General features: G+C 68.0%; 14 protein-coding genes and 1 pseudogene. 10 read left to right on the top strand and 5 right to left on the bottom strand.

The genetic code is table 11. From position 1 onward, the window contains the following. Positions 1-2: 2 nt before the first annotated feature. Positions 3-632 (top strand): cytochrome b/b6 domain-containing protein, encoded by a 630-nt coding sequence (locus K6142_RS08835; protein WP_190245277.1) that lies wholly within the window; start codon positions 3-5, stop codon positions 630-632. 472 nt (positions 633-1,104) lie between these two features. On the opposite strand, the gene K6142_RS08830 is transcribed toward K6142_RS08835, so the two are convergent. Then, on the bottom strand, positions 1,105-2,313 hold the full coding sequence (locus tag K6142_RS08830; protein WP_190245276.1) for a histidine phosphatase family protein: 1,209 nt from the start codon (positions 2,311-2,313) through the stop codon (positions 1,105-1,107). A 452-nt stretch (positions 2,314-2,765) separates the two neighbouring features. Between K6142_RS08830 and K6142_RS08825 the strand changes: the two genes are divergently transcribed. Beyond that, the gene (locus tag K6142_RS08825; protein WP_190245275.1) at positions 2,766-3,095 is read left to right on the top strand and encodes a hypothetical protein; all 330 of its coding nucleotides are present in this window, start codon (positions 2,766-2,768) and stop codon (positions 3,093-3,095) included. Positions 3,096-3,160: 65 nt separating this feature from the next. Here K6142_RS08825 and K6142_RS08820 read toward each other — a convergent pair whose 3' ends face one another. The 3 genes from K6142_RS08820 to K6142_RS08810 all read right to left on the bottom strand — a co-directional run bounded on the left by K6142_RS08820 (position 3,161) and on the right by K6142_RS08810 (position 9,047). Beyond that, on the bottom strand, positions 3,161-6,052 hold the full coding sequence (locus K6142_RS08820) for a bacteriohemerythrin (protein ID WP_190245274.1): 2,892 nt from the start codon (positions 6,050-6,052) through the stop codon (positions 3,161-3,163). A gap of 350 nt (positions 6,053-6,402) precedes the next feature. Beyond that, positions 6,403-7,062 (bottom strand): XTP/dITP diphosphatase, encoded by a 660-nt coding sequence (locus tag K6142_RS08815; protein WP_190245273.1) that lies wholly within the window; start codon positions 7,060-7,062, stop codon positions 6,403-6,405. 209 nt (positions 7,063-7,271) lie between these two features. Further along, on the bottom strand, positions 7,272-9,047 hold the full coding sequence (locus tag K6142_RS08810) for a two-component system sensor histidine kinase NtrB (RefSeq protein WP_190245272.1): 1,776 nt from the start codon (positions 9,045-9,047) through the stop codon (positions 7,272-7,274). A gap of 325 nt (positions 9,048-9,372) precedes the next feature. Here K6142_RS08810 and rimO point away from each other — a divergent pair, with 325 nt between their 5' ends. The 6 genes and pseudogenes from rimO to glmS all read left to right on the top strand — a co-directional run bounded on the left by rimO (position 9,373) and on the right by glmS (position 18,763). Next, positions 9,373-10,758 carry a 30S ribosomal protein S12 methylthiotransferase RimO gene (gene rimO, locus K6142_RS08805; RefSeq protein ID WP_190245271.1) on the top strand — a complete coding sequence of 462 codons (1,386 nt, stop codon included), beginning with the start codon at positions 9,373-9,375 and terminating at the stop codon, positions 10,756-10,758. Between the two features lie 314 nt (positions 10,759-11,072). Continuing rightward, a complete protein-coding gene (locus tag K6142_RS08800) occupies positions 11,073-12,806 on the top strand; it encodes a 30S ribosomal protein S1 (protein ID WP_190245270.1) in 1,734 nt (577 codons plus the stop codon). Then, positions 12,790-13,683, top strand: coding sequence for a signal peptide peptidase SppA (sppA, locus tag K6142_RS08795; protein WP_190245269.1), 894 nt, complete (start codon positions 12,790-12,792; stop codon positions 13,681-13,683). The genes K6142_RS08800 and sppA overlap by 17 nt, the downstream gene beginning before the upstream one ends. Before the next feature lie 134 nt (positions 13,684-13,817). Further along, on the top strand, positions 13,818-14,771 hold the full coding sequence (locus tag K6142_RS08790) for a GNAT family N-acetyltransferase (RefSeq protein WP_223290392.1): 954 nt from the start codon (positions 13,818-13,820) through the stop codon (positions 14,769-14,771). A gap of 245 nt (positions 14,772-15,016) precedes the next feature. Beyond that, a pseudogene (malQ, locus tag K6142_RS08785) lies at positions 15,017-16,567 on the top strand (4-alpha-glucanotransferase); the annotation flags it as partial. A 372-nt stretch (positions 16,568-16,939) separates the two neighbouring features. Continuing rightward, positions 16,940-18,763 (top strand): glutamine--fructose-6-phosphate transaminase (isomerizing), encoded by a 1,824-nt coding sequence (gene glmS / locus K6142_RS08780; RefSeq protein ID WP_190245266.1) that lies wholly within the window; start codon positions 16,940-16,942, stop codon positions 18,761-18,763. A gap of 87 nt (positions 18,764-18,850) precedes the next feature. Here glmS and K6142_RS08775 read toward each other — a convergent pair whose 3' ends face one another. Beyond that, positions 18,851-19,756, bottom strand: a complete 906-nt coding sequence (locus K6142_RS08775; protein ID WP_190245265.1) for a LysR family transcriptional regulator — start codon at positions 19,754-19,756, stop codon at positions 18,851-18,853. A gap of 105 nt (positions 19,757-19,861) precedes the next feature. On the opposite strand from K6142_RS08775, the gene K6142_RS08770 reads away from it, so the two are divergent. Beyond that, positions 19,862-20,344 carry a CidA/LrgA family protein gene (locus tag K6142_RS08770; protein WP_190245264.1) on the top strand — a complete coding sequence of 161 codons (483 nt, stop codon included), beginning with the start codon at positions 19,862-19,864 and terminating at the stop codon, positions 20,342-20,344. Positions 20,345-20,352: 8 nt separating this feature from the next. Further along, positions 20,353-21,060 carry an LrgB family protein gene (locus K6142_RS08765; protein WP_190245263.1) on the top strand — a complete coding sequence of 236 codons (708 nt, stop codon included), beginning with the start codon at positions 20,353-20,355 and terminating at the stop codon, positions 21,058-21,060. The last annotated feature ends 39 nt before the right edge of the window (positions 21,061-21,099 follow it).

The following is a 21,099-nucleotide window of genomic DNA, read 5'->3' as shown; positions in this document are numbered from 1 at the left end:
CCATGCACGCCACCGAACGACTCTACCTGTACAGCCGGTTCGAACGGTTCTGGCACTGGGCGCAGACCCTGCTCATCCTGGCGCTGCTGGTCACCGGCTTCGAAATCCACGGCACCTTCACCCTGCTGGGCTTTGCCCGCGCCTTCGCCGTGCACAACTTCTGCGCATGGTCGTGGCTGGTGCTGTACGCCTTCATCGTGTTCTGGATGGCCGTCACCGACGAGTGGAAGCACTACGTGCCCACCTTCCTGAAGCTGATGGACGTGGTGCGCTACTACCTTTCCGGCATCTTCAAGGGCGAACCCCACCCCGTGCCCAAGAACGAACGCGCCAAGCACAACCCCCTGCAACGGCTGACCTATCTCGGCATCGTCTCGTTCCTCGTGCCGTTCCAGATGATTACCGGGTTCCTCTACTACACCTACAACCAGTGGCCGCAGCTCGGCTTTGCGGGCAGCCTGACCCTGAAGGCCGTGGCCATCCTGCACACCCTGGGCGCCTTCGCCTTCCTGGCCTTCGTCATCGTGCACGTCTACATGACCACCACCGGCCACACCCTCACCGCGCACATCGCCGCCATGTTCACCGGCTACGAGGACGTGCCCCGCAATGGCGTGAAGCCGGAGGCGTAGCAGGGGGACCGGAAGAAATCCGTTGAAGAAAATGTGGGGGAGGAGGGAAACTTTGAAAAGTTTCCCTCCTCCCCCACACCCCCTCCACCCTTCCAAACTTTTCAATTGGGGATAGATCGCTATGCGAATACACGACTATCCCCCCTCCTACCTATCCGTCCTGAAACTGCCTTTCTTCCTTATACGCCGCGCCGGCCTTACGGCGCGGCTGGCAGGGCGGGCAGGATGCGAGAAATTACGAGTTTTGCCGCCGGACAAGGCGAATCGGCGTTTTTGAGCGCAGATCGGCAGCCGTTAGGCGAGCGTGTGCGCGAGCCTTACGGATGGCGAAAGCAACGCTGTACTTTTGTACGTGAGCATCAAAAACACCGATTCAACGCAGCCCGGGGGTAAAAGACGGATTTTGACGCAAGCATGCCCGCGTCCCCCCAAACCCAACACAGATATCATCCCACTCCCGTACCACTGCGCCTCACATGAAGCGCACCAGCTCGAACAGCTTTTTCCGCTGCGTGGCCACTATGTGGTAGTACTGCGTCTGCGGAATGAAGATGTAGGGTACATCCTCCGTCCGCCGGTACAGAAAGTGCGACAGGATCATCCGGTTGATGGCCTGATGCCCGATGATCATCACCCCCGGCGCGCCCCCGGCCAGAAACAGCGCCCGGCGCACACCACGCTCCACCCGTTCGCGCAGGGTCACGTACCCCTCGCCGCCCGGATACACGTAGTGGAACTTGTCGCGCTGGCGGGCGGCAAAGGCATCCGGAAAACTGCGGCGAATGTCGTCGTAGCGCAGGCCCTCGCACTCGCCCGCGTCTATCTCGTCGAACTCCGGCAGGGCCATCACCGTGGCCTGCGGCCTCGCCTCGCGCATGGGGGCCGCCGTCTGCGCCGACCGCCTGCGGGTGGAGGTGAAGATGTACGGCACCTCGATGTCCGCGAAATGCGCGGCCAGTTCCCTGGCTTGGGCCTGCCCGCGCAGGGTCAGGTCCGAATCGCCGCCGATGCGCCCTTCCACGTTGTAGTAGGTCTCGCCGTGCCGGACCAGGTACAGGTTGCGCACCCACGCGGACACCAGAATGTCCCGGATGCGATGGTAGTACGGCACCCGCCCGCCTATCTGCTCGCCCACCACGCGGTTTTCCAGCGTGTCCACCCGCACCCAGCACGACTCGTCGGCGCACGGGGCATACATGCGCTCGTAGTACCGGATGCGCTTGGTAAAGCTGTCCATGGCCGCCTGCGTGGTATCGCGCGCGAACTCCGGCATCTGCGTCTTGCGCCGGATGGCCGCGCCCAGCGCCACAGGGTCGTCGTTGACGCATTCCACGAACAGCAGCGGATGGTCGGTGAGCATGGCCTCTATGGTGGCCCGCCGGGCACGGCTGGCGTTGGTGGCGTCCAGGATGGCCACGTGCCCGTCGCCCGCAAGATAGTCGCGTGCGGCGGCTATGTTCAGCCGGGCGATTTCCTCGCGCTGGGCGCGGCCTTCCGCGTTGTCCGGGTCGTAGAACTCCGGCCTCGCGGAATTCATGCCCAGCATGGAACGGCGGATTTCGCCGTTGTTGAACACCTCGACGCGGAAGTCCTCTGCCTCGAGGCCCTCGCGGATGCGGCGGGCCATGGTGGATTTGCCCCGCGCGGGCAGGCCGACCATGACGACATAGAGCTTGTTCATGCGGAATCCTGTGAAGGGCGTTGTGCACTCGCGGGGCGGAGCGGCGTCCCCCGCTGTCCTCCGGGCCTGTCCTGTCCGAACCTGACCGAACCTGTCTGGGCCTGTCCGGGCCTGTCCGGACCTGCTTGGGCCTGTTTGGGCCTGCCCCATCGGTAACGGCTTCCGCGCAGACACACCAGCGTTTTCGGGCGCGCGAGGCTTCGCGTTTGCGCCGGGCCCCTGACTGACAGGGAGGCACGGAGCCACGACCACCATCCGCACGGCTTGCGCCCTGCATGCGCAAACGGTTGCCGCCGCAGGCCACCCTTACCCCCTCTTGACGCCACCCGCCCGGCATGCCAACTGAATTTCACGGCGGGGTTCGCCCTGCCCCCTCTCCACCACGGGGCACAACCACCCGCTCCACCCCCGACATCCCCGACATCCGCCGTTCATCCGGCAGGAGGCCGACCATGTATGCCATCAATTATCTGCTGAACCTGTGCGGCATGGCCATGCTGGCCGGGGCCGCCTTCAACTGGCTGCGCTGGCGCGCGGGCAACCGGGCGGCGGGCATCCGCGCACGCAGCCTTGCCGTGGGCGGGGCCATGCTGCTGGTGTTCGGCAATCTGGTGTCGCCCATCGAAAACAAGGTGGTGCAACCGGTGAACGCCACCGCGCCCGTGACCCAGTCGCAGCAGGTGGAACCCCAATCCGCCGCGCAACCGGTGCCCCAGGCCAGCCCGCAGGCCGAACCCCAGACGCCTGCCGCCCCCGCGCAGCCCGACCAGCCCGCCAAATAATTCGCCAGACGCGCAAGGCGGCCCGACATGCCGGGCCGCCTTTTCCCTTCCTCTTGCCCGCGCGCCTACGCCACGCCGCGCTCGCGCATGAAGGCCTCGTACCGCTTATCCACCTTCATGATGTGCGACACCAGCCAGTCCACCAGCCCGCGCAGTATCTCCATGACCACCGTGGGGTTGCCGCCCGCCGCCTGCTTTTCCCACTCCAGCACCCGCTGCACGAAGCGGTGGTGCACGTCCTTGTGCTGCGCCCCTTCCGGGTAGCCGTGCACGTCGAACAGCCGTTCCTCGTACCCGAAGTGCTCCACGGTGTAGGTCTTCAACTGCCCGAACACCTCGAGCACGGCGGCCATGTCGTTGGAGCGCGCGGCGCGATGCACGGCGTTGATGTAGTCCACCAGCTTCTTGTGCTGCGCGTCGATGCTGGGCAGGTTGGACAGCTCGTCCGTCCAGCGGATCAGGGTTTCATCGCTGGCGTCGGACATCAGGGCCACGCCGTCTTCCCCGGCGCAGATGACCTCGACCATGGAAAACATCTCCTGCACCTGGGCAAAGATGTCGTTGAGCGTGCCGGTAAAGCGGCCCATGGCCTCGGCAGTCTGCCCGGCGATGCGGTTCACCTCGTCCACACTGCGCCCCACCACCTCGCTGGCCGCCGCCTGCTGGCCGTTGGCGGCAGCGATGGACTGGACCATGCCCGCCGTTTCGTCCACCTGCGAGACGATGCGGGTCATGGCCTGCCCGGCTGCCTCTGCCGACGCGGCAGACGCCGTGGCATCACGCGCGGCCTGTTCCACGGCGGCGATGTTCTCACGCGTGTGGCCCTGGATGCGCGCCACGGCCTCGCCCACGTCGCGGGTGGCGGCCATGGTCTTTTCGGCCAGCTTGCGCACCTCGTCGGCCACCACGGCAAATCCGCGCCCGGCATCCCCGGCGCGGGCCGCCTCGATGGCCGCGTTCAGCGCCAGCAGGTTGGTCTGGTCGGCGATGTCCGAGATCAGCGACATGACCTGCCCGATGTTCTCGGCCTCCACGCCAAGGCGGCCCATGGCCTCGTTCAGCCGCTGGATGCGTTCGCGAATGCCGTTGATGGCCGCCACGGTCTCGCGCATTCCCCGCGCGCCCTCGTCGGCGTTGCCGCGTGAAAGGTCGGCCTGCTCGGCGGCCCGGCGGGCATTGTCGGTGACGTTGGCCACGGTCACGCGCATGTCGGCCACGGCCTCCGCCGTTTCGTCCATGCGGCGGCGCTGGGTTTCCACCCCGCCGGTGACGGTGCTCACCTGCCCGGTCAGATCGGCTATGGAGTGCGAGACATGCTCCGACACGTTGCGCGTCTTGCCCGCGGCGCCGGTCATGCGGTCCATCAGCCGCTTGATGCGCGACTCCGACGCGGTGGCGTTCCGCATGGCGTCCTGGGCCTCGCGGGCCATGCGCGCGGCCTCCTGCCTCTGGCCGTCGGCTTCTTCGATGCGCTGGCGCAGGTTCTGCACCATGCGTTCTATGGAATGGCGCATGGCGTCCAGTTCCGGCGGGTACGCGCCCTCGGGCCGGGCTTCCAGGTGCCCTTCCGCCACCTCGCCCGCATAGGCCTGCAACCGGCGCAAGGGCCGCGAGATGGACGCCACCAGCGCCACGGCCACGCCCGATCCCAGCGCCGCGCCCAGCAGCAGCACCACCAGCGCCCCGGTCAGCATGCTGCGTTCGGCCTTGCCGCTGGCAGCGGCGATGTCCCTCGTGGCGGCCAGGGCCTCGTCCATGTCGATTTCGGCCACCAGCCCCATGGTCAGTCCCTCTATGCGCAGGGGCTGCCATGCGGCCAGCACGGGCCTGCCATCGTGGTCGCGCACGGCGCCGCAGCCGGTCTCGCCCGCCACGGCCTTGCGGGCAGCCTCGGTGTCCATGATGTCCGCAAGGATGTGCCGGTTGGTGGAGCCGCGCGGCAGCGAGCGCACCCGCAGGTCGGGGCCCACCAGATAGGCATCGCCCGATTCGCCAAGGCCCACGTCCTTCCAGCGGCCTTCCGACGTCATGACGCGGTTGATACCCGTCTCCGTGACGTGCAGGGCCATTACGGCCAGGAATGCGCCGGATGCGTCGTACACCGGGGTGGCGATGAACGCGGCCGGGGCGTTGCGGCCCGGCTCGTACGGGGCGAAGTCCGTCATGGCGGCGGCATTGCGCTCGCCAGCCCTTCCGGCGGCCACGGCCTTGCGGAACACCGTGGCCAGGCCGGTATCCTTGTACGGGCCCGTGACGAGCGACGTGCCGAAATCCGGCAGCTTGCGCACGCTGTAGGTCACCGCGCCGGTATTGGGGTCCAGCAGCAGGATGTCCCGGTAGCCGAAGGTGTCGGCAAAGTGCAGCAGCACCGGATGGCAGCGGGCGTGCAATGTGTTGTAGGCAGTGGGCAGGGGGTGCCTGGCTGGCGTGGCGGATGCCCCCCGTTGCCCCGCCGCCAGCGCGGGCAACAGGTACATGCCCTGCAACAGCACGCCGTTGGCGTCCGCGGGCAGGTACGCTTCCGGCGCGCGGGGGACGTAGCCGGGGGCGGAGGGCGCGTTGGCCGTGAACTCCGGCGAGCGCAGGTAGGCGGGCCCCGCATAGACGTCCAGCAACTGGCGGGCCACGGCCTTGGCGTCCATATGGCCGGCCACCTCGCCCTGCACGCCGAGCCAGGCGGCGGGCAGGGCCTGGGCCGCCTCGCGCGCGGTCAGTTCACCGGCCAGGGTCAGCAGTTGGTTGCGCATGCGCCGGAAGATGTCTTCCACGTGCAGGGCCTTGGAACTGCGAATGCTGGTCAGCTGGTCCCGCGCCCTGTCCTGCATGGCGATGGAGGCGGCATCGCCCACATGGCGCATGCCGTCCACCCCGAAATGCCACAGCAGCCCGGCGGTAAGCAGACAGGTAAGCACCTGGGTGCCGATGAATCCCGCAAGCAATTTCATGCGCAGCGTCATGCCGTCCCCTCGTCGTTCCGATGTTGGCGGCGGAGACGGGGCCTCCGCCCTGCCAGTGTAACGGCGAAAGGAGGCGGACGGGCAATGATTAGCCGGGGCGGCGCGTGATAATTCTGGGCTGCGGCAGGCGGGCCTCGGGATGGGAGGGCGCGCGGCGGGGAGTGGACGTGAAGGGCGGCAACGCCCGGCTCTCGCCACGCGGCAAGCGCAACGGATGCGCGGCGGCAGTCACGGGCGGTTCCGCAACGGCAGACGCCCCGCGCCCGCCGGACGGACCGGGACGGACCGAGACGGACCGAGACGGACCGGGACGGCGCGGGGCGCGTTCAGGCGGATGATCGCGGCGCGGGCTAGCCCTTGCCGCCCGCGAAACCGGGCCACATTTCCAGCAGGCGGCGCAGGGCCTTGCCCCGGTGGCTGCGGGCGTTCTTTTCGTCGCGGGTAAGGGTGGCCGCCGTGCGGCCCAGTTCCGGGTCGAAGAACAGCGGATCGTACCCGAAGCCGTTGTCGCCCTGCGGGGCGGTGGCCACGCGGCCTTCCCAGGCCCCGGCGGCGGTGATGTGGCGGCCATCGGGGGCGCAGGCGGCAATGACCGAGCGGAACCGCGCCGTGCGCTGCGCATCGGGCACGTTGGCCAGGGCGGCCAGCAGCTTTTCGTTGTTGCGGGCGTCGGTGGCGGGCACGCCGTCTTCAGCGGAATAGCGGGCGGAATACACGCCGGGCGCACCGCCCAGGGCGTCCACCTCCAGCCCGGAATCGTCGGCCACGGCGATGCGGCCCGTCAGTTCGGCCACGGTGCGCGCTTTCAGCAGGGCGTTTTCCTCGAAGGTGGTGCCGGTCTCCTCGATTTCGCCGATCTCGGGGTAGGCGTCGAGGCCGACCACGGTGACCCCGGTGCCGTGCAGCATGTCGTTGAGTTCACGGATCTTGCCCGCGTTGCGGGTGGCCAGCACGATGACGGCGGTGGTGCCGGTGGTGGTCGCGGGGGTGGTGTTCGTAACGGTGGTCATGGTGTGTCGTATGGTCGTGTCTGGTTGGGGTCGTGTTCGGGGTTGTGCTGCCGACGATGATGGCGGCGGAGGGCGCCGCCCCACGGCACGGGCCTCGCGAAAGGCAACCGGCAGGCGCCGGAGGCACGGAGACCGCGCGCCGCGCATTGTGCGGAAGAAACGGGCCGGAGGCAAGGGCGCGCCGGACGGCCTTCGCGCCCGGCGCATGGTCATCCCTTCATGCCATCGCCTGCCGGGTCGTCCCGTGCGGGTTCCGTCGTCCGGGGCACGGCCAGCAGGGGCAGCAGGTGCAGGGTGATGGTGGTGCCCTTGCCCACCTGGCTTTGCAGGTCCACCCGGCCTCCCATTTCCTCGATGATCTTGCGGCTCATGGCCAGGCCGATGCCCGCGCCCTTTTCCTTGGTGGAAAAGAACGGGCTGAATATCTTGTCGTGCAGTTCCGGCGGAATGCCCACGCCCGTGTCCGCCACCGCAATGTGCACATGCTGCTGGTTCATGCCGGTGCGCACGGTCAGGCGGCCCCCTTCGGGCATGGCCTCCTGCGCGTTCTTCACCAGGTTGATCAGGCACTGCTTGAGCATCTCGCCGTCGCCGTGGGCCTTGGGGATATCCGGCGCAAGCTGCATGTCCACGGTGATGCGCCGCTGGTCGAAGCCCAGGCTCATCAGCTCCATGGTCTGGCGGGCCAGCAGGTTCAGGTCCACTTCGCCCGTGCGGGGCGAGGTGGGCCGGGCAAAGTTGAGGATGGACTTGAGGATGGTGTCCAGCCGCCGCGATTCTTCCAGGATCACCTGCACCTTGCCGCGCGCGGCCTCGTCCAGCGAGGGCGAGCGCAGCAGCGAATTGGCAAAGCCGCCGATGGCGAACAGCGGGTTGCGGATCTCGTGCGCCACGTAGGTGGAAAGCTCGCCGATGGCGGCCATCTTTTCGGCCTGTTGCAGGCGGATTTCCATGTTGGTGCGGTTGGTGATGTCGCGCCGCATCTCGATGACCCGCGTCAGCCGCCCCGCGTCGTCGGTGACCGGATAGGTGTACACCCGGAAGTACTGTACCCGGCCATCGTCGTTGACCCTGGTATGGATGCGCTCCGCCTTGTGGCCGGTGCTGACGGTTTCGCGGAAGGTGCAGCCGCCGTGCTCCGGCGGGCAGCAGAACGAGGCGCCATCCAGTTGCCAGCAGCAGGTGCCGATCCAGTCGTCCTTGGTGCCGCCCTTGCGCTGCAGGATGTTGCGGTTCAGGTCCACGATGCGGCCTTCGGTGTCCAGTAGCAGGATGTCCTCGTCCACCTGGTCGATGAGCGTGGCGAACAGGTCGCGCGCCTCGCGCAGGTGCAGGTTGCAGGTGGAGCACAGCTTTTCCGAGGCCAGCATCTCCCACACCCACAGCGCGCCGCCCGCATCCAGCAGCGAAACCCCGGCGGGGGCCGCCACGCGCAACTCGGCCATGTGGCGGCCATCGTCGGTCAGGTCGATGACCATGCGCAGGCCGGGCTGGGCCGCGAACAGGTCTGCGGCGGCGGCGAAGCGGGGCACGCCGCCCGGCGCGGGCGGGGCCGGGGGCAGGCCCGCGCGGGCCTCCAGGGCGGCTGGGTCCGGGGGCGGCGGGCCGCCTGGAGCGCTCAGCGGCTGGCAGGCGTGCTGCGCCAGATCATCATGGTCCTGCGGGGTCAGCAGCATGCCCGTCAGATGCACCCACGGAAAGCCCAGCAGAAAATCGGGGCGTTGCAGCAGGCCAGCCACCGGGCGCAGGGCCCGCCCCACTCCGGCCAACGCCACGGGAAAGGGGCGGCGCGGCGCGGCGGAGGCATCCGTCAGGGCCTGCCCTGCGTGCCCCGGATCGTGAGCCGGATCGTGAGCCGGATTGCGTCCCGGCGCATGCACCGGAGTGCATGCGGGACAGCCCGCAGACCTGCGGGGCGATGCGTCGCCGGACTCCGGCGTGGTGGCAGGTGGGACGGAAGGGCCGGAAGGGGGCTGCGTGGTCATGCGGGGCTCCTTGGCCGGTGGGTGATGGCGACGGGCGTCCTGCGCGAGTGCTGGTCGCGAATGCCGGTCGCGAGGGCCTGGCATGGCTGCCGGTCGCGGGTGCCGGGCATGGGTGCCGGTGGGGGGCATGCCCCTTGCCCGGCTGCCGGACGCGGGGGCTTGCGCCCGGCGCGCATTGCGGGTACGCGGCACCCAGCACCACGCCCACGGACACCCTGCGCTTGCGCCGGGGCTTTCGGGGCGCATGGGCTTCCGTGGCACGGGCATGTGCCGCCACGGGGGCGTGCGGCACCCTCCATCCTTTCCATACCCGGAACGTCATCCAATGATAAGTGTTTATTCCGTCAGCCTTGGTTGCCCCAAGAACCGCGTGGACACCGAACGCCTGCTGGGCGCGCTGGGGGCCCCCGTGCGCCCCGTGGCCCGCATGGCCGAGGCCGACGTGGTGCTCGTGAACACCTGCGGCTTCATCCTGCCCGCCGTGGAAGAATCGGTGCGCACCGTGGTGGAGGCCGTGGACGAGATTTCCGGGCTGGCCCGGCGGCCCCTGCTGGCCGTGGCCGGGTGCCTGGTGGGCCGCTATGGCGAACGCGACCTCGCCGCCGAACTGCCGGAAGTGGACCTGTGGCTGCCCAACCAGTCCATCGAGACATGGCCGGACCTGCTGGCACGCGCCGTGGGGGCCAGGGTGGCCATGGGGGACGGGCTTGCCGGGGGCGGAACGCTGGCATCCGGAGCCCTCGCGCCCGGCTACGCGGGGGGCACGCGGCTTCTGTCCACCGGGCCGTCGTACGCCTGGCTGAAGATCAGCGACGGGTGCCGCCACAACTGTTCGTTCTGCACCATCCCCTCCATTCGCGGCGCGCACCGCTCCACCCCGGCGGCGGAACTGGAACGCGAGGCGCGACAGCTGCTGGACATGGGCGTGCGGGAACTGATTCTGGTGGCGCAGGACGTCACCGCCTGGGGCGGGGATCTGGAAAGCGGCCCCGGCGGCTCCACGGGCAAGGGCGACCTGCGCCCCTTGCTGGACCGGTTGCTGCCCCTGCCGGGGCTGGACCGGCTGCGCCTGATGTACCTGTATCCCGCCGGGCTCAACGACGACCTGCTGGCGTACCTTGCGGCGGCGGGCGCGCCCTTCGTTCCCTATTTCGACGTGCCCCTGCAGCACGCCCACCCCGACGTGCTGGGCCGCATGGGGCGCCCGTTCGCCCGCAACCCCCGCGTGGTGGTGGACCGCATCCGCAAACACTTTCCGGACGCGGCCCTGCGCACCTCCATCATCGTCGGCTTTCCCGGCGAGACGGAGGAACACTACGCCGCGCTCACCGACTTCGTGGCGGAAACGCGCTTTCACCACCTTGGCGTGTTCGCCTACCGGGCGGAGGAAGGCACCCCCGCCGCCGCCATGCCCGGGCAGGTGGACGACAAGGTGAAGGAATGGCGGCGCGATGCGCTGATGGAGGTACAGGCCGAAATCAGCGAGGAGATCATGGAATCTTACGTGGGCCAGCGCATGCCCGTGCTGGTGGACGCCCCCCACGACGAATGGCCCGGCCTGCACACGGGCCGCACCTGGTTCCAGGCCCCGGAGATAGACGGGGTTACCTACGTGAGCGGGGCCGGTGTGGTTCCCGGCGCGCTGGTGGAGGCCGACATCGTGGAGGCCCGGACCTACGACCTGGTGGCCCTGGCCGAGCCGGAGGAGTAGGGGCGCGGAAGCTGGCGGGAACCGGGCCGAAGGCCGAACGGAACCCGGGCAAAGCGGGACAGGGCAAGGACGGGACCGGCAGCGGAAAGGCCGCCCCCGCACCGCACGCCGCCCCCGCCTCCTCTGCCCGGTCCGCCGACTGGTTCCCTGCCGGTCCCGACCGGTCCCGACCGGTCCCGACCGGTTTCCGGGCGGCCCTTGCCGTACTTCACCATCCGCCGCGCCTCGCGCGGTTGTCATTCCCCGGGCATTCTGCTATGCAGACCAATCCCGCGCATCAGGGCGGGAAAATTTGCGTCGGTTGGAGGAAACGTATGACAGCAACCCCCGAAAACATGGAAAACGCCGCTCTTGAAATGGATCTGAGTTTCGAGAGCGCCCTCGAGAATTACCTCAGCTCCGATTTCGGCGACCTCGAAGAAGGGTCGATCATCAAGGGCGAGGTGGTTCGCGTGGATGAGGACAGCGTCCTCGTCGACGTGAACTTCAAGTCCGAAGGGCAGATTTCCGCTTCCGAGTTCAGGGACAGCACCGGCAAGGTCAACATCGCCGTGGGCGACAAGGTGGACGTCTTCGTCGTTCGCAAGAACGAGATGGAAGGCACCATCACCCTGTCCTTCGAGAAGGCCAAGCGCATGCAGCTCTTCGACAAGCTCGAAGAGATTCAGGAAAACAACGGGGTCATCACCGGCCGCATCGTGCGTCGCATCAAGGGCGGCTACACCGTCGATCTCGGCGGCGTCGAAGCCTTCCTGCCCGGTTCGCACGTGGACCTGCGCCCCGTCCCCGACATGGACGCGCTGGTCAACCAGGAATACGAATTCCGTGTTCTCAAGATCAACCGTCGGCGCAGCAACGTCATCGTTTCCCGCCGCGTCCTGCTTGAAGAGGAACGCGATTCCAAGCGTCAGGATCTGCTGCGCACTCTCGAAGAGAACCAGATCGTCGTCGGCAAGGCCAAGAACATCACCGAATACGGCGTGTTCGTGGACCTTGGCGGGCTGGACGGCCTGCTGCACATCACCGACATGTCCTGGAAGCGCATCCGTCACCCGAAGGAACTGGTCACCCTTGGCCAGGAACTTCAGCTGAAGGTGCTCTCCTTCGACCGCGACAACCAGAAGGTGTCGCTGGGCATGAAGCAGCTGGTGGCCGACCCCTGGCAGGACATCACCGCCAAGTACCCCGAAGGCGCCAAGCTTCAGGGCCGCGTGACCAACCTGGTGGACTACGGCGCGTTCGTCGAGCTGGAGCCCGGCGTGGAAGGTCTGGTGCACATTTCCGAAATGTCGTGGACCCGCAAGCTGCGCCATCCTTCCCAGATGGTGCGCGTGGGCGACGAAGTGGAAGTGGTCATCCTCGGCGTCGATCAGGACAAGAAGCGCATCTCCCTCGGCATGAAGCAGGTCAAGCCGAACCCGTGGGAAGTTGTGGCCGAAAAGTACCCCGAAGGCACCATCCTTGAAGGCGTGATCAAGAACATCACCGAATTCGGCATGTTCATCGGCATCGAGGACGGCATCGACGGCCTGATCCACGTGTCCGACATCAGCTGGACCAAGAAGATCCGCCATCCCAACGAAGTGTTCAAGACCGGCGACGTGGTGCAGGCCAAGGTGCTGACCGTCGATCAGGAGAACGAAAAGTTCACCCTCGGCATCAAGCAGCTGACCGAAGACCCGTGGACCCACGTGCCCTCGCGCTACCCGGTGGGCGGCCTGATCGAAGGCACGGTGACCAACATCACCGACTTCGGCCTGTTCGTTGAAGTGGAAGAAGGCATCGAAGGCCTGGTCCACGTCTCCGAAATCAGCCAGAAGAAGATCAAGTCTCCCTCCGAGATGTTCAAGGAAGGCGTGGTCATTCAGGCCAAGGTCATCCACGTCTCCGCCGAAGAACGTCGCCTCGGGCTGTCCATCAAGCAGCTCAAGGACGAGGAAGAACGTCGCAAGCCCAAGGAATTCCGCGCCGGTCCCGCCGATACGGGTGGCCAGAACCTTGGTGACCTGCTGAAGCAGAAGCTGGAAGAGGATGCTTCCGACAGCTAGACCTTCCTTCAGCCAGCGGCATCCGTTCATCTTCGGATTCCTGCTCATTCTGGCGGCCGTTGCCCTCTTCATGGGGGCTTCGGCCGCCTTGCGCCATTTGACCGGCGGCACGGGCCCGTTCGCGGGCCCGCGCGTCGGGGTGGTGCGGGTTGAAGGCATGATTGCCGACATTTCCAAGACCACCGCGTGGATGGACACGCTGCGCGACGATCCTTCGGTGCGCGGCGTGCTGCTGCGGGTGGATTCGCCCGGCGGCGGCGTTGCCGCATCGCAGGAACTGCTGGACGCCGTGCGCCGCATGGCCCGCGTGAAGCCGGTGGTGGTGTCCATGGGCACCGTGGCCGCGTCCGGCGGGTACTACATCTCGCTGGGGGCCACGCGCGTCATCGCCAACCCCGCCACGCTCACCGGTTCCATCGGCGTGAAGATGGAACTGCCCAACGTGCAGGGCCTGATGGACAAGCTGGGCCTGGCCCGGCAGACGCTGGTTTCCGGCGACATGAAGGACGCGGGCTCGCCGTTCCGGGCCATGACCCCGCAGGAACGCGAGTACCTGCAAGCGCTGGTCATGGACATGTACGACCAGTTCGTGACCGAGGTGGCCAACTCGCGCAACCTGCCGGTGGAAAAGGTGCGCGCCGTGGCCGACGGCCGCGCGCTGACCGGGCGGCAGGCCCATGAACTGGGCCTGGTGGACGCACTGGGCGGCATGGACATGGCCCTGACCGATTTGCAGCAGTTGTGCGGCATTGCCGAACGGCCCGTGCTGGTGGAACAGCCCAAGCCCTCGTCGTGGCTGCGCGATGCGCTGGAAACGGTGCTGGACCTGCAACCGGCGTCGCGGGTGGCTGCGCCCGGTTTCCTGTACGTGTATTGAGTGATGCCCGGCATCCTCCGTACATGCAGCCCCTGCCGCCCACGCCGCAGGGGCTTCCGTTTTGTGGCAGCCCGTCATGCACGGTTTGCGGAGCAAGGGAGGCGGCCATGGATTCGGAAACCGGGAGACCTTCCGTGATTGCGCAAGACGTTGCATACCGCCCGCCCTTCACCTTCAAGGTGGCCCCGGCATGTGCCATCCACCAGCAACGCCTGGCCCGCTGCCTGCGGCTGGAGGCTGCCTGCCTTGCCGCATGGCCCGCGCAGGAAGAGGAACGGCGGGGCAACCTGCTGTTGCGCGCGGCTGGGGGCTATTCCATGCGCATCAACAGCGGGGTGCCGCTGCTGCCTGCGGGCGCGGGCGTGACGTGGGACGAAGGCCACGTGCGCGATGCCGAGGCCTGGTTTGCCGCGCGCGGCCTGCCTCCGCAGTTCCGGCTGCCGGAGCCGCTGGAAGGCGGAAACGAGGCAACGGATTGTGCTGACGGAAACTCCGGGCAGAATGCGATGGAGGCTCCCCATTGCGCCGTGGGGTGCGGACTCGACCCCGTGCTGGCAGCCCTGGGCTACACCGCCACCGACCCCACGCTGGTGCAGGAGCTGGACCTGACAGGATGGGCCGCGAATGCGCATGCCGCCCCCCATGCCACCCCACCCCGCTCCGGTGCCCCCTCCTCCGCGCCGCGCCGCTGCGCCATGGTGCCCCACTCGGCGTGGCTGGCGGCGGAAGGCGCAGTGCGTGGCCGCACCGGCAGCGCCACGGAAAATCCCGTCCTGCGCGGTCTGCTGGACACCCTTGGTTCCGTCGGGCAGACTTGGCTGCTGCACGTGGACGGCCAGCCCGCCGTGTGCGGCCTTGGGGTGCGCACGGGCGATGCGTACGGCATCTTCGCCGTGGCGGCCCGCCCCGACCTGCGGCGACAGGGACACGGGCGTGCACTGGTCACGGCCATGTTGTCAGCCGCCCGGCGGGACGGCGCACGCACCGCATGGTTGCAGGTGGGGCAGGGCAATGCGCCCGCCCGCGCGCTGTACGAGGGATTGGGCTTTGCCACCAGTTACGGGTACTGGTACCGCGTGCGGCAATGATGTCCTTGCCGTGCGGGCGGGGACGGTTGCGTGCGCTGTCGTTTGGCGTATCCCGGCCCTGTTCGGCTTCACCGGCCCGGCCCAGCCCCATCCGGCTCGCCCCCGCTTCCCACCGCCCCTGCACCCCTTGCCCGGCAGCGCGCCATCCACGCGCATGGCGCCCGGTTGCCGTTCATGCTAGCCTTGCAGTCGGGTTCGTCCATCATGCATGATCCGGACGCGCCCCCCGCAGCCGCACATGTTTCAAGGAGCACGCCATGACCCGACCGGTCCGCGCCAGCGGCATCCTGCTGCACATCACCTCGCTGCCCTCGGCCTTCGGCATCGGCGACATGGGACCGGCGGCGCACGCCTTCGCGCGGCTGCTGGCCGGGGCCGGGCAGACGGTGTGGCAGTTCCTGCCCCTTGCGCCCACCTCCACGTTCATCGGCAATTCGCCCTATTCCAGCCCCTCGGCCTTCGCGGGCAATACCCTGCTCATCAGCCCCGAACGGCTGGCCGAAGAAGGCTTTGTCTCGTGGGCAGACGTGGACGCCGGGGCGGAACAATTCCGCGAGGCGACGCATGAATCGGGTGGACCACACGGTTCTGGCCGCCCGGTCCGGTTCGAGGCCGTGGAGGCCCACCGCCGCGTCCTGTTGCGCGCCGCATGGGAACGCAACCGCCACCAGTTGGCCATGGACACCGCCTACCTGCGCTTCTGCCGGGGCAACGCCCACTGGCTGGACGACTACGCCCGGTTCACGGTGCTGAAGGAACGCTTCGGCGGGGCGGCCTGGACCACCTGGGACGAGCCCTTCGCCCGCCGCCACCCGGACGCCCTGGCCCTGCTGGACGCACAGGAGGCCGCCGCGCTGGACCACGTGCGCTTCTGCCAGTACCTGTTCTTCCGCCAGTGGTACGACCTGCGGGCCGCCTGCACCGACCTTGGCGTGCGGCTGGTGGGCGACGTACCCATCTACGTCACCCACGACAGCGCCGACGTGTGGGCCAACCCCTGCTATTTCCGGCTGGACGCGCAGTTCGCCCCCACCCACGTGGCCGGGGTGCCGCCGGACTATTTCAGCGCCACGGGCCAGCGCTGGGGCAACCCGGTGTACGACTGGGACGCCCTGCGGCGCGACGGCTTTGCCTGGTGGGTGCGTCGCGTGGCGCACAACCTGCGCATGGCCGACATCGTGCGGCTGGACCACTTCCGGGGGTTTGCCGGGTACTGGGAAATTCCGGCGGCGGAAGAAACGGCCATCAATGGCCGCTGGGTGGATGCGCCGGGCATGGAACTGTTCGGCACACTGGCCCGGCGGTTCACGGCGCTGCCGCTCATTGCCGAGGACCTGGGCGTGATAACCGCCGACGTGCGCGAACTGAAGGCGACCTTCGGCCTGCCGGGCATGAAGGTGTTGCAGTTCGGCTTTGGCGGCGACCCCGCCGACAACCCCGATGTCCCCTTCCGGCACGAGCTGCGCAGCGTGGTCTACACCGGCACCCACGACAACGCGCCCACCCGGGCATGGTTTGAAGCGGCCCCGGCGCACGAACGGGCCCGGGTGGAAGAATACGTGGGGCACGCCATTGCCCCGCACGAGGCCCCCGGCGTGCTGCTGCGCCTGGCCATGGGCAGCGTGGCCGAACTGGCCGTGGCCCCGGTGCAGGACGTGCTGGGCCTGGGGGCGGAAGCGCGCATGAACACGCCTTCCGTGGCGGCGGGCAACTGGGCCTGGCGAATGACGCCGGAACAGATGGAACCCGGACTGTACGCGGAACTGGCGCGGCTGACGCGCCTCTTCGGCAGGTAGCGCGGCACGCGCCGCGCCTTGCAGAACGCCGCGAGGTGCAAGGGCCCGGTCGCGAGCCGCGCGCAGGCCGCGCTCACGGCACATGCAAGCCGGGCGCGCACCCCGCAAGCAGACCGCACCGCAGGCCGCATCCGGGCGCGCACCGCATTTTCCGCACCGCCGCGTGCCCCCGCACCAGTTGCGAACCGTGCCGCAAACCTGATACATGCCACACCGCGAGGAATCGTTCGGGCGGCATGCGCCGACCGGGAAGATTTCCGCACCGGCCGCCGCTTTTTCCGAAAGCCTACGGCCCTCGCCCACACCTTCCGGCGGCCACCCAGGCCGTCGCCGCGCGGCGTCCGCCGCGCCTCTGCCAAGGAGCACACACCTATGTGCGGCATCATCGGATACGCCGGTCATCGTCCCGCCGTTCCCCTCATCATAGAAGGCCTGCGCCGCCTCGAATACCGGGGCTACGACTCGGCGGGGGTCGCCTTCGTCCAGAACCGCGAACTCATCACCGTGCGCGCCGAGGGCAAGCTTTCCGCCCTTGACGAAAAGCTGGCGTCCTGCCCCAACACCGTGGCCACCACGGGCATGGGGCACACCCGCTGGGCCACCCACGGCATTCCCGTGGAACGCAACGCCCACCCGCACAAGTCCAACGACGGCGGCCTCGCCATCGTGCACAACGGCATCATCGAGAACTACGCGGAACTGAAGGCCGACCTTGCCGCCAAGGGCTACGTCTTCCATTCCGAGACCGACACCGAAGTGCTGGCCAACCTCATTTCCGAGGGCCGCAAGCACAACGCCACCATGCTCGACGCCTTTGCCTGGGCGCTGCGCCAGGCGCACGGCGCCTACGCCGTGGCCCTGACCACCCCCGAAGAGCCGGAAGTGCTCTACGCCGCGCGCCTGTCCGCCCCGCTGATCCTGGGCGTGGGCACCGGCGAGAACTTCGTGGCGTCGGACATTCCCGCCTTCCTGCCCTACACCCGGGACGTGGTGTTCCTGGAAGACGGCGAGCTGGTGCGCATCGACGCCAATTCATGGAAGGTCATGCGCATCGCCGACCTTTCGCCCGTGGAAAAGGCCGTCAACCATATCCAGTGGGACATGCAGGCGGCCCAGAAGGGCGGCTACAAGCACTTCATGCTCAAGGAAATCTTCGAGCAGCCCAAGGTCATCACCGACTGTCTGGCAGGCCGCGTGGACTGGAACCGCATGGAAGTGACCCTGCCGGAACTGGCCGCGCTGCCGGTGCCCAAGCGGCTGCACATCGTGGCCTGCGGCACCTCGTACCATGCGGGCATGTGGGGCAAGCACCTGCTGGAAAGCTGGGCCCGCGTGCCGGTGAACGTGGAAATCGCCTCGGAATTCCGCTACCGCGACATCATCCTGGACCCGGCGGACATGGTGCTGGTCATCAGCCAGTCGGGCGAAACGGCGGATACCCTTGCCGCCCTGCGCATAGCGCGGGAGCACGGAGTGAAGGTGGCGGGCCTGTGCAACGTGGTGGGTTCGTCCATCGCGCGCGAGGCGGACGCGGTCATCTACACGCAGGCCGGGCCGGAAATCAGCGTGGCCTCCACCAAGGCCATGTGCAGCCAGATGGTGCTGCTGACCCTGATGGCCCTGCACTGGGGCCGCAACACCGGCGCCCTTTCCGAAACGGTACGCGCCAACGTGCTGCAAACCCTCAGGAAACTGCCCGGTCAGCTGGAAACCGTGCTGCCCGCCATGCGCGACGAGGCGCAGGTGCTGGCCCGCACCTACTCCAAGGCCAAGAGCTTCTTCTACCTGGGGCGCGGCCATTGCTTCCCGCTGGCGCTGGAAGGCGCCCTGAAGCTGAAGGAAATCTCGTACATCCACGCGGAGGGCTACGCCTCCGGCGAGATGAAGCACGGCCCCATCGCGCTCATCGACCCGGACTTCCCCACCTTTGCGCTTGCGCTCAACGACGACCTGTTCCCCAAGGTGAAGTCCAACATCGAAGAAGTGCAGGCCCGGCGCGGCAAGATCATTGCCCTGACCAACCCCGGCGTGGAGCTGAAGGTGGACCACCCCTGGTCCATCCCCGACGCGTGGGGCCCCATGGCCGCCTTCCTTGTGCTGCCCGCCCTGCAACTGTTCAGCTACGAGGCTGCCGATTACCTCGGCAAGGACGTGGACCAGCCGCGCAACCTCGCCAAGAGCGTGACGGTGGAATAGCCGCGCGCCCTGCCACACGAAAACACCCCGTCCCCGCTCCATGTCCATGGAGCGGGGACGCATTGTTTCCGGCCACGCGCCATCCGCTCACCCGCTGTTGGCCGGGGCATCCTGCACGATGCCATGCACTTCGCGCGCAAGGTCCAGCCAGGCGCGCGCCGCATGCGACAGGTAACCGCCGCGTCGCCAGATGAGCGCCATGCGCCACCACATGTCCGGTTCATCCAGCAACACCCGCGCCGCCGTGGTGGTATGGTCCGCCACCATCAGCCGGGGCAGCAGCGCCACCCCCAACCCCGCTTCCACCAGCCCGATGATGAAGTCCATCTGGCCGCTGCGCGCCGCCACCCTGGGGCGAAAACCGTTGCGTTCGCACCCATCGAGGATGATCTGGTTCAGTTGGAACGCCTCGCCGAACAGGATGAACGGCTCGTTCGCAAGCTCGCGCAGGCGCAGCCGGGGCTTGCCAGCCAGGGCATGCCCCGGCGGCAGCAGTGCCACCAGCGGCTCCGCGCGCACGTGCTGCCACTCGAATTCCCCGGATATGGGCGTCAGCGACGCCGCAAGATCCACCTCGCCCGCGTGCAGCAATTCACCCAACCGCCTGCTGCCGTCCTCCACCATGCCCACGTCCACGCCGGGGTAGCGGGTGCGGAACAGCGCAAACACCGGCGCAAACAGGACGCGGCTGCCGAACAGCGGCACGCCCAGCCGCAACGTTCCGCGCCGCAGCCCCCGCAGGTCGTCCAGTTCGCCCTGGATGTCCTCCGTGGCGGCCATGATGCCCCGTGCCCGGCGAAACACCACCTCGCCAGCATCCGTAAGCTGGCTTCTGCTGCCCATGCGGTCCAGCAGCACCACGCCCAGTTCGCTCTCCAACTGGCGCACGGCCTTGCTCACGTTGGACTGGGTGGTGAACAGCGCCTTTGCCGCGGCGGAAAATCCCCCGTGGCGCACCACTTCCACAAAAGCTTGCAACGTTCTGAACTCCATATTCTATTCCTAACAGGAATATCTTCCATGCTGTCAATTCATTTTACGACCAGATGTGCCGGGCATACGTAGATACCGACGCCAAGCAGCGCCAAGGAGCATCACATGTCCGTTCGCAAGATTTCCCTTTCCCTGCGGTTGGCCGCCCGCCGCAGCCGCCTGATCCAGAGCCTGTTCCTCGCCGCCCTGTGGCTGGCAGGCGAAGCCGTGGCCAGATACGCCCATCTGCCCGTGCCTGGCGGGGTGGTGGGGCTGCTGCTGGTGTTGCTGCTGCTGTCCACGGGCACGGTGAATGCGGTGGACCTGCAACGCGGCGCCCGCTGGCTGATGGCCGAAATGCTGCTGTTCTTCGTGCCCGCCGTGCTGGCGGTGCTGGACCACCGGGAATTCCTGAGCCTGCTGGGGCTGAAGCTGCTGGCCGTGGTGCTGCTGGGCACGCTGACGGTCATGGGCGGCACGGCGCTGGTGGTGGATGTCTGCTGCCGGATGCACTTCCGTGGCCCCGCCCACGCCCTTGCCGGCCCGGGCAATTCCGATCCCAGCCATGCCGGCATGACTCCGTCCGGTTCGCCCCGTCATCCTTCGTAAGCTACGCCATGAACCTTTACCCTGCCGCCCTGCCCCTGCTTTCCGGCCTGTTCTGGTCGGCGTCCACCATCGTCCTGTACCTCGCGGCCCGCTGGGTGCATGCCCGCATGGGCCGCTGGTGGACGTCGCCACTGTGCCTGGCGCCATTGCTGCTGCTGGCCCTGGCCCTGGCCCTGCGCGTCGGCTACAGCGACTACATCCGGGGCACCCACTGGCTGATGGTCATGCTGGGTCCGGTGACCGTGGCCTTCGCCCTGCCCATCTTCGAGCAACGTGCCCTGATCCGCCGCCACTGGCCGGTCCTGCTGGCCGGGGTGGCCACGGGCAGCAGTCTGGCCATGCTTTCGGCCTGGGGGCTGGCCACCCTGCTCGGTGTTTCGGGCGACATGCGGCAAAGCCTGCTGCCGCGCTCCATCAGCACGCCCTTCGCCATGACCGTTTCCGGAAGCCTTGGCGGCGTGCCGGACCTGACGGCGGTGTTCGTGGTGCTTACGGGAGTATTCGGCGCGGCCCTGGGCCAATTGCTGCTGGCGTGGTTGCCCTTGCGCACCAGTCTTGCTCGCGGGGCGCTGCTGGGCATGGGCGCGCACGGCGCGGGCGTGGCGCAGGCCCGCAGGGTTGGGGAGGAGGAAGGCGCAATCGCCAGTCTGGTGATGATTCTGGCCGGGCTGGTCAACGTGCTGGCCGCCCCGGCGCTGGCCCTGCTGCTGCACTGATCTTTCGCGGGCCATCCCCGCTCGGGAAGCAATGGGTGT

Origin of the sequence: Nitratidesulfovibrio sp. SRB-5, assembly GCF_019931275.1 — a bacterium.
Taxonomy (GTDB): Bacteria; Desulfobacterota; Desulfovibrionia; order Desulfovibrionales; family Desulfovibrionaceae; genus Cupidesulfovibrio.
Note: the sequence above shows the minus strand (reverse complement) of the source record. Positions and strands in the feature narration are given on the sequence as shown.

Bases quoted from the DNA above. Each gene is read 5' to 3' on its own strand.
- K6142_RS08775 (WP_190245265.1), bottom strand. From the start codon at position 19,756: ATGGAGTTCAGAACGTTGCAAGCTTTTGTGGAAGTGGTGCGCCACGGG.
- K6142_RS08825 (WP_190245275.1), top strand. From the start codon at position 2,766: ATGTATGCCATCAATTATCTGCTGAACCTGTGCGGCATGGCCATGCTG.
- K6142_RS08800 (WP_190245270.1), top strand. From the start codon at position 11,073: ATGACAGCAACCCCCGAAAACATGGAAAACGCCGCTCTTGAAATGGAT.
- K6142_RS08835 (WP_190245277.1), top strand. From the start codon at position 3: ATGCACGCCACCGAACGACTCTACCTGTACAGCCGGTTCGAACGGTTC.
- rimO (WP_190245271.1), top strand. From the start codon at position 9,373: ATGATAAGTGTTTATTCCGTCAGCCTTGGTTGCCCCAAGAACCGCGTG.
- K6142_RS08770 (WP_190245264.1), top strand. From the start codon at position 19,862: ATGTCCGTTCGCAAGATTTCCCTTTCCCTGCGGTTGGCCGCCCGCCGC.
- glmS (WP_190245266.1), top strand. From the start codon at position 16,940: ATGTGCGGCATCATCGGATACGCCGGTCATCGTCCCGCCGTTCCCCTC.
- K6142_RS08765 (WP_190245263.1), top strand. From the start codon at position 20,353: ATGAACCTTTACCCTGCCGCCCTGCCCCTGCTTTCCGGCCTGTTCTGG.
- K6142_RS08810 (WP_190245272.1), bottom strand. From the start codon at position 9,047: ATGACCACGCAGCCCCCTTCCGGCCCTTCCGTCCCACCTGCCACCACG.
- sppA (WP_190245269.1), top strand. From the start codon at position 12,790: ATGCTTCCGACAGCTAGACCTTCCTTCAGCCAGCGGCATCCGTTCATC.
- K6142_RS08820 (WP_190245274.1), bottom strand. From the start codon at position 6,052: ATGACGCTGCGCATGAAATTGCTTGCGGGATTCATCGGCACCCAGGTG.
- K6142_RS08815 (WP_190245273.1), bottom strand. From the start codon at position 7,062: ATGACCACCGTTACGAACACCACCCCCGCGACCACCACCGGCACCACC.
- K6142_RS08830 (WP_190245276.1), bottom strand. From the start codon at position 2,313: ATGAACAAGCTCTATGTCGTCATGGTCGGCCTGCCCGCGCGGGGCAAA.